Here is a 12,712-nt window from a genome sequence, read left to right as displayed (position 1 = left end):
CCCGGACGAGTACCGCACGTTCGGAATGGACTCCTTCTTCCCCTCGGCCAAGATCTACAACCCGCTGGGGCAGACCTACGAGTCGGTGGACCGCGCCGGGACGCCGGCCAGCTCCAGGGCCAGCACCTGCTGGGCGGCCGAGACCCCCGAACCGCAGTAGACGCCCACCTCCGCTCCGGGCTGGGCACCCAACTCGGTGAAGCGGCGGGAGAGTTCACCGACCGGCCGGAACCGGCCGTCGACGTCCAGGTTCTCGGAGGTGGGGGCGGACAGGGCGCCGGGGATGTGGCCGGCCACCGGGTCGACCGGTTCCACCTCGCCCCGGTAGCGCTCGGGCGCCCGGGCGTCCAGCAGGACTCCGCGCCGTGCCAGGGCGCCGGCCTCGTCGGCGTCCAGCGTGGGCATCCCGCCGGGGCGGGGGACGAAGTCGCCCGGCTCGGGGGTGGGTTCCTCGGTGACCGGTTCGCCGGGCCAGGCGGCCAGCCCGCCGTCGAGCACCCGGACCCGGGGGTGCCCCGCCCATCGCAGCAGCCACCAGGCCCGGGCGGCGGACCAGCCCAGGCCCCCGTCGTAGACGACCACCGGGCGGTCCGAGCGCACCCCGGCCGTACGCAGGGCGGCGCCGAGGACCTCGGGGTCGGGCAGGGGGTGGCGCCCGCCCGTCCCGGGCGGGCCGGCGAGCGCGGTCTCCAGGTCCACGAAGGCCGCCCCGGGCAGGTGGCCCCGCTCGTACAGTTCGCGGCCGGGTGGGCCGCCCATCTGGTACTGCACGTCCAGCAGCACCGGCCGGGCCTCGGGGTCGTCCAGGTCGCCGAGAAGTTGGGATGCGGAGATGATGACAGCCATACGGACATCCTGGCGTACCGGGCCGCGCCAGTGGACCGGGGTGCCCCGTGACGGCGGGACCGGAGGTGCCAGGCGTCCTTCGCGGAGTCACGCCGTTCCACGGGAGATTCTTCGGCGAGACAGGGCTCGGCGAGGACGCGAAGGGAATATCGTGGACGAGCACGCACGATGACGTGCCGAGCACGTTGAGTGCTCCCCGGCAGGTGTGGAGGAGAGTTCCGATGGCCAAGGCAGCCCACGAGTACGGCCACCATCCCGGTACCCCCCGCTGGGTCAGCCTGATGGCACACGACCTCCCCCTGATCCAGGCCTACTACGGCAAGCTGTTCGGCTGGGACTTCCGCCCCGGTTCGGCCCAACTCGGCTGCCAGGTCCGGGGGTTCCTCGGGGACCGCGAGGTGGTGGGCCTCGGGGTACGGGACAGGGGCAGGCACCCCGGCTGGATGCCGTACCTGGGGGTCCCGGACGCGCACGCCACGGCCGGGCTGATCCAGCAGTGCGGGGGCACCGTGGCCATCGGACCGGTCACCGTTCGCGGGCAGGGACGGGTGGTGATCGCCTCGGACCCCTCCGGCGCGCCCTTCGGGGTCTGGCAGGCGACGGAGCACTCCGCGCCGGAGGGTGAGGTCCGGCGTGACCTGGTCTGGCTGGAACTGGTCACCTGGGAGACCCGGACGGTGAAGCACTTCTACCAGGAGGTCTTCGGCTACGAGCAGGAGACGGACCCGGACGACCCCGAGCGGCTCACCCTCCGGGCGGGGGGCGAGGCCGTGGCCGGAGTGCGGGGGCTCGGCCCCCACCTGCCCGGTGAACGGGGCGCCCACTGGACGGTGCGCTTCTCGGTGGAGGACGTGGACGAGACGGTACGGCTGGCCTCGGACCTGGGCGGCAGCGTGCTCCGCCCACCCCGGGAGACGGGCCCGGACAGGAAGGCCGTCCTGGCCGACCCCGAGGGGTCACCGTTCAGCGTGGGCCTTCCTCGGGTGTAGGGCACCCGTATCGCGGGGCTCGCCCGTTTCCCACACGGTGGGCGGGGCCCGCGTCAGGTCGAGGGGGCCGGCAGCACGTCGGGGGACAGCGCACCGGCCCGGGCGGAGGCGCTGGTCATCCGGCGCAGGTGGTGGCGGCGGCACAGGACCTCGTACCCCACCTCCTCGGCCGGGCGGTTGACGTCGCCCACGACCACCTGGGCGCCCTCGACCACCATCTGTCCGCCCACGGTGCGGGCGTTGTGGGTGGCGCGGGCCCCGCACCAGCACAGGGCCTCCACCTGGAGGGCCTCGATCCGGTCGGCCAGCTCGATCAGGCGCTGCGAACCGGGGAACAGCTTGGTGCGGAAGTCGGTGGTGATCCCGAAGGCGAAGACGTCGAGCCCCAGATCGTCGACGATGCGGGCCAGTTGGTCGATCTGCCCGGGGGCCAGGAACTGCGCCTCGTCCACGATCACGTAGTCGATCTTGGCGCCCCGGGAGAGCTGGTCGACCAAGTACCGGTACAGGTCCATGCCCTCGGTGGCCTCGACGGCCTCGGTCACCAGGCCCAGCCGCGAGGACAGCTTCCCCTCGCCGGCCCGGTCGTCCCGGGTGAAGATGACCCCCTGAAGCCCCCGGGCCGAACGGTTGTGCCCGATCTGGAGCGCCAACGTACTCTTCCCGCAATCCATGGTTCCAGAGAAAAACACCAGTTCGGACATCAGTGGAAAGTGACCTTTCGGGGCGGTCGGGGTTCCGGGAACAGCCTGCCACGGAGGCCGGGCCCCTGTCCGGCGTCCGGCTCGGGAGAGGGTGGACACGGTGAACCGTTCCCCCGGCCCACGAGGCGGCCGGGGAGAGCGAGTTCGGGCACGGGTACGGAAGGCCTTTCGGGGCTCGGCGGTCAGGTTCGTACGTCGAGGAGCGGCACCAACTGCTCCTCGGGGGTAGCCGAACCGTGCATACCGATCAGGGCGGACTCCTTGGGCTCGGTACGGGTCGCCACGATCGCGATGTCCTCCCGCGCCGCCACCACCACGTCACCCAGCCTCTCGCGCACCCGGTCCTCGACGCGGGGGCCGAACCAGCCGAGGGCCACGGCCTCCTCCCGGCTGGCCACCCAGGCCTGGTCCGCCAGCACCTCCCGCCAGACGGTGAGCACGTCACCGGCGGCCCCGGGAACCGCGTACAGGTGGCGCATCCGCCCCTCGCCGCCCAACAGGGCGACGCCCGCGCGCAGTTCCCAGTCCTCGTCCACGTCGTACCGGGCGGCCGGGTCCAGGGGGATGTCCACCATCCCGTGGTCCGCCGTGACGTAGAGGACGGAGCGCGGGGGCAGTTGCTCCGCCAGCCGCTGGGCCAGCCGGTCCACGTAGGTGAGCTGTCCGCGCCAGGCGTCGGAGTCCATGCCGTACCGGTGGCCGTTGGAGTCCAGCTCGGCGTAGTAGGTGTACACCAACGCCCGGTCGGCGGCGGCCAGTTGGGCCGCCGCGGTGTCCATCCGGTCCTCCGCCGAGAGCACCCCGAGGAAGGTGCCCCCGGACAGCGCCACCTGGGTCAGCGGGGTGTGCTCGAAGTGCGGTGCGGTGACCTGGGAAGTGGAGATGCCCGCCTGGTGGGCGAGCTGGAAGACGGTGGGGTGGGGCTGCCAGTGGTGGGGGTCGGTCCACGGCTGCCAGCGCAGTTGGTTCATCAGCTGCGCCGAGTCGGGGTTGCGGACGCTGTACCCGGGCAACCCGTGCCGCCCCGGCGGCAGTCCGGTGCCCACCGAGGCCAGCGAACTGGCGGTGGTGGAGGGGAAACCGGAGGTGAGGGGAACGCCCGCGCCGTTCAGCGAGGACGGCAACAGGGAGTGCAGGAACGGCGCCTCCACCGGGTGGTTCCGCAGCGCCTCCCAGCCCAGACCGTCCACCAGGAAGACGCAGACCCGGTCGGCGGGGGCCAGTTCGAGGCCGGTGCTGAGCCCCGGCACCCCCAACCGGGCCCCCAACGCCGGCAACAGGTCGGCCAGCGCGGCCTCGCCGTACCTGGGCACCGGCAGGGTGGCCGGATCGAGGGGAACGGGCTCCGCCGAGGCGGACTCGTACGAGTGGCCCTCCGCCCTCAACGGTGCGACCCGACGCCGAGCGCGGCGGTGGCCTCGGACAGCGCCTGGGCGAACGCCAGGGCCTGGCGCACGGTGTCGGCACCGTCGCCCGCCTCGCTGACCCGCAGGGACAGGTCGTCGGCGGTGGCCGAACCGGTGTACCCGTGGTCCGCCTCGCAGTTGGGGTCCCCGCAGTTGGCCGGCTCCAGGTCCAGCCTGCTGACGGCGCCCCAGCCGATGGTCAGCACCACCTCACGGGGCAGGGTGCCCGGGGTGTACGACTCGGGGTTGGCCACCACCCGGGAGAGCACCACCGAGGAGATCCGCTCCAGCTTCACCGACTCGGTGGCGGTGGTGGCGTAGGAGTGGTTGCCGCCGCTGCCGTCCCCGGGCTGCTCGTCGGTGTGGCTGACCACGAACCGGGTCGGGGTCAGGGCCAGAACCGTCACATGGCGACGGACCTCGTTGGAGTCGAAAGTGGTCTCCTGGTGCACCAGGTAGGAGGTCACCGCCTCCCCACCCACCGCAGTCTCCACGGCCTCCGCCACCAGGGCGGGGTAGTAGCCACTGCGCTCGATCGCCGAGCGCAGCCCTTGGGTCGTCGTGCCGGTCTTCGCCATGGAAGCCATCCTAAGGGGCCGGAGAGGATCAGTAGTCGGGCAGTCGACGGGCTCCCAGGTCGGGTCTGGACGGCGGAGGGGCGACCCGCACCGAGGCCCCCAGCACCGTCAGCCCCCGGGAGGCGACCACCACCGGCTCCAGCTCCACCGACACCACCTGCGGGTGCTGGTCCACCAGCAGGGACAGCCGGCACAGCAGGTCCTCCAGGGCCGGGGTGTCCACCGGGCGGGCGCCCCGCCAACCGAAGAGGATCGGAGCCGACCTGATGTCCCGCACCAGTTCCGCGACCTCACGGTCGGTGGCCGGGATCAGCCGGTGGGCGACGTCGCCCAGCAACTGGGAGGGCGGGCCGGCCAGTCCGAAGGAGAGCACCGCGCCGATGGAGGGGTCCACCGAGGCCCGGACCAGGGTGTCCACTCCCCGGGGCGCCATGGCCTGGACCACCGGCCGCAGTTCCTCCGGTGCGCCGAACGCGGCGGTCAGCTCCTCGAAGGCGCGGCGCATCCCGGTGGCGTCGGGGATGTCCAGCCGTACGCCGCCGAGGTCGGCGCGGTGCCTCAGGTGGGGCGCGGTGGTCTTCAGCGCCACCGGGTAACCGAGCTGGTCGGCCGCCCGTACCGCCGCCTCCACGTCGAGGGCGGGCAGGGCCGACAACGGGTGGATGCCGTAGGCCCCGAGCAGGGTCGCCGCGTCGGAGGGGTCCAGGGGCCGGCTCGGTACCGCCTCCCCGACCCGCGCGACCGGGTCGTCCGCCTCCTGAGGGGGCTGGGGGGTGACCCGGTCCAGCAGGGCGGCGGCCCCCGGCTCGTCGACCTCGAACTCCGGTACCCGGCCGGGGTGTTCGGCCTCCCGCAGCCACTGCCCGTAGCGCACGGCCTCGGACAGGGGGTGGACGACCCGTTCGGGAGCCGGATAGGCCGGGATGCCCCAGTGGGCGAGTTCCTCCTCCAACCCCTCGATGGCCAGATGGGTCACCGCGACCGGCTTGGTCGACTCCCGCGCGGTCTCCCCCAGTGCCCGGGCCAGCCGCGCGGCCGGTACGTCGCCCACCCAGGGGATGGCGGCCACCACCACCGCGTCCACCTCCTCGGAGGCCAGCGCCTCGGACAGGGCCGCGCGGAAGTCCTCGGGTGAGGCGGCGGGGGTGAGGTCCACCGGGGGGCGGGGGCGCAGCGAGCGGGCCAGGCAGGCGTCGTAGGTCAGCAGGCACATCGACTCGCTGTTGCCGACGATGCCCACCCGGGGTCCCTCCGGTACCGGTTGGTGGCCCAACAGCAGCCCGACGTCGACCAGTTCGGTCACCGTGTCCACCAGGATCACCCCGGACTGGCGCAGCAGCGAGGAGACGGTGGCGTCCGGGGTACGGGTGGGTGGCGCGGCGTGGCCGGGGGGCGGGGCGCTGCCGCTGTGTCGGGCGCCGCGCACCACGACCACCGGCTTGCGGCGGGCGGTCCGCTTGGTGAGGCGGGTGAACTTCCGGGGGTTGCCGATGGACTCGAGGTACATCAGGGCCAGGTCGGTGTGGGGGTCGTCGTCCCAGTACTGGAGCACGTCGTTGCCGGAGACGTCGGCCCGGTTGCCGGCGGACACGAAGCTGGACAGCCCGGCACCCCGCCGGTGCAGCCCCTCCAGCAGCGCGATGCCGATCGCTCCCGACTGGGTGAACAGGCCGACCCGGCCCAGTGCGGGGGCGCGTGGGGAGAGGGTGGCGTTGAGGCGGACGTCCTCGGCGTTGTTGATCAGCCCGAAGGCGTTGGGGCCGATGATGCGCATCCCCAGGGCCCTTGCCTGGTGGACCAGTTGGCGCTGCTCGTCCCGGTCGAAGTCGGCCGCCAGGATGACCAGCCCGGACACCCCGCACTCCCCGCACTCGGCGACCAGTTCGGGCACCCGGGCCGCGGGCACGGCCAGGACGACCAGGTCCACCGGTTCGGGTACCTCACGCACCGAGCGGTAGGCGGGGAACCCTCCCAGGTGGGCCGGTTCCTCGCCCTCGGGCAGCCGGTGGTTGACCGCGTAGACCCGACCGGTGAAGTGGGAGGTGCGCAGGCTCTCCAGTACGGTCCGGCCGGCACCGTCCGGCGTACGGCGGGCCCCCACCACGGCGACCGAGCCGGGTGCCAGCAGCCGGTGTACCGACCGGGCCTCGGCCCGCTGCTCACGGCCGTGCATGACCGCCAGCGACTTCTCGGTGGGTTCCAGGGCGAGGGTGAGGTGGAGGGAGCCGTCCTCGAAGCTGCGTTGCTGGGAGTAGCCGGCGTCGGTGAACACCTTGGCCATCTTGCGGTTGGCGGGCAGCAGTTCGGCGACGAACCGTCGGATACCGCGTTCCCTGGCCACCGCCGCGATGTGTTCCAGCAGGGTGGACGCCACTCCCCTGCCCTGGTGGGCGTCCTGCACCAGGAAGGCCACCTCGGCCATGTCCGCCGGGGCGGAGGCGGGCAGGCCCCGCTCGTCGATGCGGTCGTAGCGGACCGTGGCGATGAACTCCCCTCCGACGGTCACCGCCAGGCCGACCCGGTCCACGTAGTCGTGGTGGGTGAAGCGGTGGACGTCGCGGTCCGACAACCGTGGGTAGGGGGCGAAGAAGCGGAAGTACTTGGACTCGTCCGAGACCTGTTCGTAGAAGTCGACCAGTCGCTTGGCGTCGTCCGGTGTGATGGGGCGGATACGGGCCGTACCACCGTCCCTCAGCACCACGTCGGCTTCCCAGTGGGTGGGGTAGGCGCGATCCACGGGCGTGTCCATGGCCCCAGGGTAGAGCGGGCCGGGCGGTGACAGGGGTGCGCGCCCGCCTCACGAGGAGACCCCGCCGCCCCGTGCCGAGGGGGTCGGCCGTCCCTGGGCCCCTGAGCCTGGACCGGCCTGGTGGCACCGGGGCGGTACGGAGAGGGCCGGTTCGCCCTTCCCCCGGTGGACGGCTGGCTGGGGGCGAGGCCCTCCCGGGGAGACCGGGGCCTCGCGGTAGCCCGGACCGGTCTGGTCTGGTCGTTCCGCGCCGGGAGGTTGCGGAGGGCGCCGGTCCGCCCTGCTGGGGACCGGGTGTCCGCCAGGTGGTACGCGGTACGTCCCCACCTCGGGAGACGTGCCAAGCTGGCCCGGACAACGCCACCACAGGGAAGGGCACCACCATGGCAGAGCGCCAGGTCACCATCGGTTGGCCGGACGGACTCCACGCACGCCCGGCGGCGGTGTTCTGCCGCGCGGCTGCCGGGGTGGGAGTTCCGGTGACCGTCAGGAAGGAGGGCGGCGACCCGGTGAACGCCGCCTCCATGCTGGGAGTGCTGGCCCTGGGGGCCGAACACGGGCAGGCCATCGTGCTGGCGGCCGAGGGTGAGGGGGCCGAACAGGCCCTGGACCGGATGGCGCAGCTGGTCTCGCGGGGGCTGGACGAACTGCCGGCGCCCGACTGATCCGGCACCCCGACACCGCGTCCGCCAACCCGCCGCCTCCGCCCGGTCGTTGACCGGCGACGACCCCGGTACGGTTCCGGCTCGTCCCGGGCCGACCCGGGCGGGCTCGCGGTGGTGAACCTCGGCTCGGCCGGGGTTCCCGGGGCCGAGGCGTCAGCCCACCGGTCACCCCTGGTGGAGCCCCGGAGTGTTACGGGACTCGCGTGGCGCCCCGTTCCATGGCAGCGCCCCCGAGGTGGGGCCCCGGGGTGAGGCGGGGCACCAGCACGGAACGCCCCGAAGGGATACGGCCGGGAGGGCCGTACCCCTTCGGCAGCCGGCCGGCCTGACGAGCGGGGGCCCGTCCGGGGACGGCTCGGTGCCCCGCACGAGCGCGAACACGCGGTACGACCGAGGGGAGGTCCCCGGAACGAGCGGGTTCCGGGGACCTCGGGGTGAGCGGTCGGACCGACCTCGTTGGTCATCGGCTGACTGCGCGGAGCCGGGTCACCGTGGGGTGGGTGACCCGGTCCGGCAGTGCGGGCCGGCCCGTTCGGTACTCCCTGCTCAGACGTGCACCTCGTGCTGGCGCAGGTAGTTGACCGGGTCCATGTCCGATCCGTAGTTGGGGGTGGTCCGGGCCTCGAAGTGCAGGTGCGGACCGGTGGAGTTACCGGTGGAACCGGAGAGGGCTATCTGCTGTCCGGCCTTCACGGACTGGCCCAGCGAGACACTGAACTTCGACAGGTGCCCGTACTGGGTGAAGGTCCCGTCGTTGTGGCGGACCACGATGTTGTTGCCGTAGGCGCCGCCGTCGCCGGCCACCACCACGGTCCCGGCGGACACCGACCGCACCTTGGTACCGGTGCCGGCCGCGAAGTCGATCCCGCTGTGCTTGCCGGACGACCACAGGGCGCCACCGCTCTTGTAGGGGGTGGTCACCTTGCCGCCGTCGATCGGGGAGACCCAGCCCTTGGGCTTGGGGGCCGGCTTGGAGCGCTGGGAACGGTCGGCCTTCTGCTTCCGCTCCTTGTCCGCCTTCTCCTTGTCGGCCTTCTCCTTGTCGGCCTTCTCCTTGGCCTTCTTCTCCGCCTCGGCCTTCTGCGCCTTCTCGGCGGCCTTCTTCTCCTGCTGCTTCTTCCCGGAGTCCTCGGGCTTCCCGGGCTTCTTCCCGCCGGCGTCGGCGTCGCCGCGCTTCTGGTGCGAGTCCTCGGCACCGTCCTTGCGGCCGGTGTCCTTCCCCTCGCCGGACGCGCTGCCTCCCTTGCCCCCGGCCTCCTCACGCTGGGTCTCGGCCTGGTCGTCCAGCGAACCGGACAGGGGCCGGTCGACCGCGCCGGAACCCGTGGCCGACCTGGACTGCCCCTCGTCGCTCACCGAGGCGGTGGCGATACCGGTCACCAGCCCGACCCCCGCGAGAGCGCTGCCACCGACAATCATCATCTGCTTACGTTGGGTAGTGACCTTGTGGCGGCACTGTTCAACAAGACGGCTGAACGCCATGAGCGGCGTGCTCCTTTCCCTCCTTCTCGCCTACCGGGTTAGCTGTCGGGTTCGGAGCAGGAAGGTCTCCTACGGGCACCTCGACGGAGGATGTTCCGATTCACCCCAGGGGCCTCAGTCAGCCCCCCTGGCCCTCGGCGGGACTCAGGCGGTTGGGTCCCCGGCTCCCCAGGTCGACACCTCGGGGACTCGGCGATCGCTGCCGTCGGCCGCGTCCTGCGGTCACTTCTGACGGACAACGCGAACGACGCTAAAGGGGACATCTGAGAATCGGCAAACAGATCCGGGCTTTTGTCACGCAGGCCACACGGGAGGCCCGACAAAGACCTTCAAAGCAGACATAAAGAACCCCTGGTGCCTTGGATCGCACCAGGGGTTCTTCTCCGGGGTCAGCTCACTCTCACGCCGCTGACCTCGGCAAACGTCTCGTCAGCCTCGACCGGATCAGCCGCTGACCACCTTCACCTCGCCCCAGCCCAGGGACTTCACCGGCTCGACGATCTGCTCCGCGTCGCCCACCAGAACCGTCACCAACCGGTCCACCGGGAAGGCGTTGACCACCGCGGCGGTGGCCTCCACGGTGCCGGTCTCGGCGAGCCTGGCGTACAGCTGGGCCTGGAAGTCGTCGGGGAGGTGCTGCTCCACCTGGTCCGCGAGGGTGGAACTGACGGCACTGGCCGTCTCGTACCTCAGGGGAGCCACACCGACGAGGTTGCGTACGGCGGTGTCCCGCTCCTCCTCGGTCAGCCCTTCCTCGGCCAGGGTGACGAGCACCTGGCGGAGGTCGGCCAGCGCGGGACCGGTCACATCGGTGGCCACCGAGCCGCTGATGCCCATCAGGGCGGCGCCGCCCTGGTCGGGCGTGGAGTACAGCACCTGGCCGAAGGCCCGCACGCCGTAGGTGTAGCCCTTCTCCTCACGCAGCACCCGGTCCAGCCGGGAGGTGAGGGTGCCGCCCAGGCAGTAGGTGCCCAACACCTGGGCGGGCCAGACCCGGTCGTGCCGGTCGGCACCGATCCGACCGATCATCAGCTGGGTCTGCACCGCGCCCGGGCGGTCCACCACCACGACCCGCCCCCGGTCGTCCGCCGTGATCGCGGGCAGCTCCACCGGCTTGGCCTCGGAGCCCGTCCACTGCCCCAGAGTGCGGGTCAGTTCGGCGTCGAGGTCCACTCCGGTCAGGTCGCCGACCACCACCACGGTGGCCGTGGAGGGCCGCACATGGGCCTGGTAGAAGGCGCGCACCGCGGTGGCGTTGATCCGCTCGACCGTCTCCTCGGTGCCCTGGCGCGGCCGGGAGATCCGGTCACCGACCGGGAACAGCTCCCGGAACAGCTCCTTGGCCGCCCGACGCGCGGGGTTCGCCAACTCGTGGGGGATCTCGTCCAGTCGGTTGCGCACCAGCCGCTCCACCTCCCCCTCCGGGAAGGCGGGCGCGCGCAGGGCGTCGGCCAACAGGTCCAGCGCCTTGGAGAGCCGGGAGGCGGGAACCTCCAGGGCCACGCGGACGCCCGGATGGTCGGCGTCGGTGTCCAGGGTGGCGCCACAACGCTCCAGTTCGGCGGCGAACTCCTCGGCGTCGTACTTGTCGGTGCCCTCCGTCAAAGCCCGGGCCATGATGGTCGACAGACCGTCCAGCCCCTCCGGCTCCTCGTGGAGCGGCACGGCGAGGTTGACGTCGACCGCCACGACCTTCTGGCCGGGCCGATGGCAGGTCAACACCGTGAGGCCGTTGGGGAGTTGACCGCGGTCAGGTGCCGGGAAGGCCCAGGGCCTCGGCTCTCCCCCCGCCGGACGCGGGTGGAACTCCATGGTGGACTTCGCCTCGGTCACTGCTGGGCACCTTCCTGGTCGTCCTCGGTCTCGGCGGGCTGCTCCACCGGTTCGTACACCAGCACGGCGCGGTTGTCGGGGCGCAGCCTGGCGGCGGCCACCCGGACCTCCTCGGCGGTCACGTCCAGCACCCGGTCCACCGCGGTGAGGGCCAGCTGCGGGTCACCGAACAGGACGGCGTAACGGCAGAGTTCGTCGGCGCGCCCACCCACGGTGGCCAGCCGGTCCAGCCACTCCCGCTCCAGTTGCGCCTGGGCGCGCTCCATCTCCTCCGGGGTCGGCCCCTCCTCCGCGAACCGGGCCAACTCCTCGTCCACGGCGGCCTCGATCTGGGAGATCTCCGCGTCGCCGGAGGTCTTGACGTCCAGCCAGCCCATGGAGGGGGCGCCGGCCAGACGCAGCAGGCCGATCCCGGCGGTGACCGCCGTACGGTCGCGCCGCACCAGGCGGTTGTGCAGCCGCGAGGACTCGCCTCCGCCGAGGACGGTGACGGCGACGTCGGCGGCGTCACACTCACGGGTGCCGTCAGGGGGGAGGCGGTAGCAGGACATCAGGGCGCGCGCTGGCACGTCCTCCTCCAGCACCTGCCGCTTCTCCTCGCCGATCAGCTCCGGCAGCGAACCGTCCCTGGGGGCCTGCTTGCCGTCGTGCCCGGGGATGGAGCCGAAGTACTTCTCGACCCAGGCCAGGGTCTGCTCGGGGTCGATGTCGCCGACCACGGAGAGCACCGCGTTGTTGGGGGCGTAGTAGGTACGGAAGAACTGGCGGGCGTCCTCCAGGGACGCCGCGTCCAGGTCGGCCATCGAGCCGATGGGGGTGTGGTGGTAGGGGTGGCCCTCGGGGAACACCATGGCGGTCAGCCGCTCGAAGGCGGTGCCGTAGGGGACGTTGTCGTACCGCTGACGGCGCTCGTTCTTCACCACGTCACGCTGGTTCTCCATGGACTCCTCGTCCAGGGCGTCCAGCAGCGAGCCCATGCGGTCGGCCTCCAGCCAGAGGGCCAGCTCCAACTCGTGGGTCGGCATGGTCTCGAAGTAGTTGGTGCGCTCGAAGCTGGTGGTGCCGTTCAGCGAGCCGCCGGCACCCTGCACCCACTCGAAGTGGCCGTTGCCCGGCACCTGGGCGGAGCCCTGGAACATCAGGTGCTCGAACAGGTGGGCCAGGCCGGTGCGGCCCCGCACCTCGTGGCGGGAGCCCACGTCGTACCACAGGCACACCGCGGCGACCGGGGTGAGGTGGTCCTCAGAGAGCACCACCCGCAGGCCGTTGGCCAGTCGGTGCTCGGTCGCGGTCAGCCCCTCGCTGGGGGGCGCGGCAGTGTCACCCATGGGCAGGGATTCCCTTCGTACGGGTCGGTGGGATCGGTTGCTTCACTCTAGGCAACCCCGGGGACAGGGTGGGAAGTTCCCGTACCGTACACGCCACCATCGGGTGGCGTCGGCCGGTTCGAACGCCCCGAC

10 protein-coding genes and 1 riboswitch are annotated in these 12,712 nt (G+C 72.2%); of the genes, 2 read left to right on the top strand and 8 right to left on the bottom strand.

Translation table 11 applies throughout. The annotated features are described in order from the left end of the window. Positions 1-75 precede the first annotated feature (75 nt). Entirely contained in the window at positions 76-846 is a 771-nt protein-coding gene (locus tag ABZT14_RS24935; protein WP_356306535.1) for a sulfurtransferase, read from the bottom strand. A gap of 221 nt (positions 847-1,067) precedes the next feature. On the opposite strand from ABZT14_RS24935, the gene ABZT14_RS24930 reads away from it, so the two are divergent. Beyond that, on the top strand, positions 1,068-1,835 hold the full coding sequence (locus ABZT14_RS24930) for a VOC family protein (RefSeq protein WP_356306532.1): 768 nt from the start codon (positions 1,068-1,070) through the stop codon (positions 1,833-1,835). A gap of 53 nt (positions 1,836-1,888) precedes the next feature. Here ABZT14_RS24930 and ABZT14_RS24925 read toward each other — a convergent pair whose 3' ends face one another. The 4 genes from ABZT14_RS24925 to ABZT14_RS24910 all read right to left on the bottom strand — a co-directional run bounded on the left by ABZT14_RS24925 (position 1,889) and on the right by ABZT14_RS24910 (position 7,272). After that, positions 1,889-2,539 (bottom strand): thymidine kinase, encoded by a 651-nt coding sequence (locus tag ABZT14_RS24925; protein ID WP_356306529.1) that lies wholly within the window; start codon positions 2,537-2,539, stop codon positions 1,889-1,891. A 182-nt stretch (positions 2,540-2,721) separates the two neighbouring features. Further along, on the bottom strand, positions 2,722-3,924 hold the full coding sequence (locus tag ABZT14_RS24920; protein ID WP_356306526.1) for a nucleotide pyrophosphatase/phosphodiesterase family protein: 1,203 nt from the start codon (positions 3,922-3,924) through the stop codon (positions 2,722-2,724). After that, positions 3,921-4,523 (bottom strand): DUF5998 family protein, encoded by a 603-nt coding sequence (locus tag ABZT14_RS24915; RefSeq protein WP_356306523.1) that lies wholly within the window; start codon positions 4,521-4,523, stop codon positions 3,921-3,923. Before ABZT14_RS24915 ends, ABZT14_RS24920 begins: the two co-directional genes overlap by 4 nt. 28 nt (positions 4,524-4,551) lie before the next feature. After that, positions 4,552-7,272, bottom strand: coding sequence for a GNAT family N-acetyltransferase (locus ABZT14_RS24910; protein WP_356306520.1), 2,721 nt, complete (start codon positions 7,270-7,272; stop codon positions 4,552-4,554). Between the two features lie 383 nt (positions 7,273-7,655). Here ABZT14_RS24910 and ABZT14_RS24905 point away from each other — a divergent pair, with 383 nt between their 5' ends. Beyond that, a complete protein-coding gene (locus tag ABZT14_RS24905; RefSeq protein WP_356306517.1) occupies positions 7,656-7,937 on the top strand; it encodes an HPr family phosphocarrier protein in 282 nt (93 codons plus the stop codon). Between the two features lie 546 nt (positions 7,938-8,483). Here the strand turns inward: ABZT14_RS24905 and ABZT14_RS24900 are convergent. From ABZT14_RS24900 to ABZT14_RS24890, 3 genes are all read right to left on the bottom strand, one after another. Beyond that, on the bottom strand, positions 8,484-9,359 hold the full coding sequence (locus ABZT14_RS24900) for a M23 family metallopeptidase (RefSeq protein WP_356306514.1): 876 nt from the start codon (positions 9,357-9,359) through the stop codon (positions 8,484-8,486). A gap of 72 nt (positions 9,360-9,431) precedes the next feature. After that, positions 9,432-9,624, bottom strand: a riboswitch (cyclic di-AMP (ydaO/yuaA leader). Positions 9,625-9,863: 239 nt separating this feature from the next. Then, entirely contained in the window at positions 9,864-11,252 is a 1,389-nt protein-coding gene (locus tag ABZT14_RS24895) for a pitrilysin family protein (protein WP_356306511.1), read from the bottom strand. Next, the gene (locus ABZT14_RS24890; protein ID WP_356306509.1) at positions 11,249-12,580 is read right to left on the bottom strand and encodes a pitrilysin family protein; all 1,332 of its coding nucleotides are present in this window, start codon (positions 12,578-12,580) and stop codon (positions 11,249-11,251) included. Before ABZT14_RS24890 ends, ABZT14_RS24895 begins: the two co-directional genes overlap by 4 nt. Positions 12,581-12,712: the final 132 nt, after the last annotated feature.

Source organism: Streptomyces sp. NPDC005438 (genome assembly GCF_040606315.1).
Lineage (GTDB): Bacteria > Actinomycetota > Actinomycetes > Streptomycetales > Streptomycetaceae > Streptomyces.
This window is presented reverse-complemented; position numbering and strand designations above follow the sequence as displayed.

Excerpts from the sequence above, each read along its gene's own strand:
- ABZT14_RS24935 (WP_356306535.1), bottom strand. The coding sequence starts at position 846 with ATGGCTGTCATCATCTCCGCATCCCAACTTCTCGGCGACCTGGACGAC.
- ABZT14_RS24930 (WP_356306532.1), top strand. The coding sequence starts at position 1,068 with ATGGCCAAGGCAGCCCACGAGTACGGCCACCATCCCGGTACCCCCCGC.
- ABZT14_RS24925 (WP_356306529.1), bottom strand. The coding sequence starts at position 2,539 with ATGTCCGAACTGGTGTTTTTCTCTGGAACCATGGATTGCGGGAAGAGT.
- ABZT14_RS24915 (WP_356306523.1), bottom strand. The coding sequence starts at position 4,523 with ATGGCGAAGACCGGCACGACGACCCAAGGGCTGCGCTCGGCGATCGAG.
- ABZT14_RS24910 (WP_356306520.1), bottom strand. The coding sequence starts at position 7,272 with ATGGACACGCCCGTGGATCGCGCCTACCCCACCCACTGGGAAGCCGAC.
- ABZT14_RS24905 (WP_356306517.1), top strand. The coding sequence starts at position 7,656 with ATGGCAGAGCGCCAGGTCACCATCGGTTGGCCGGACGGACTCCACGCA.
- ABZT14_RS24900 (WP_356306514.1), bottom strand. The coding sequence starts at position 9,359 with ATGATGATTGTCGGTGGCAGCGCTCTCGCGGGGGTCGGGCTGGTGACC.
- ABZT14_RS24890 (WP_356306509.1), bottom strand. The coding sequence starts at position 12,580 with ATGGGTGACACTGCCGCGCCCCCCAGCGAGGGGCTGACCGCGACCGAG.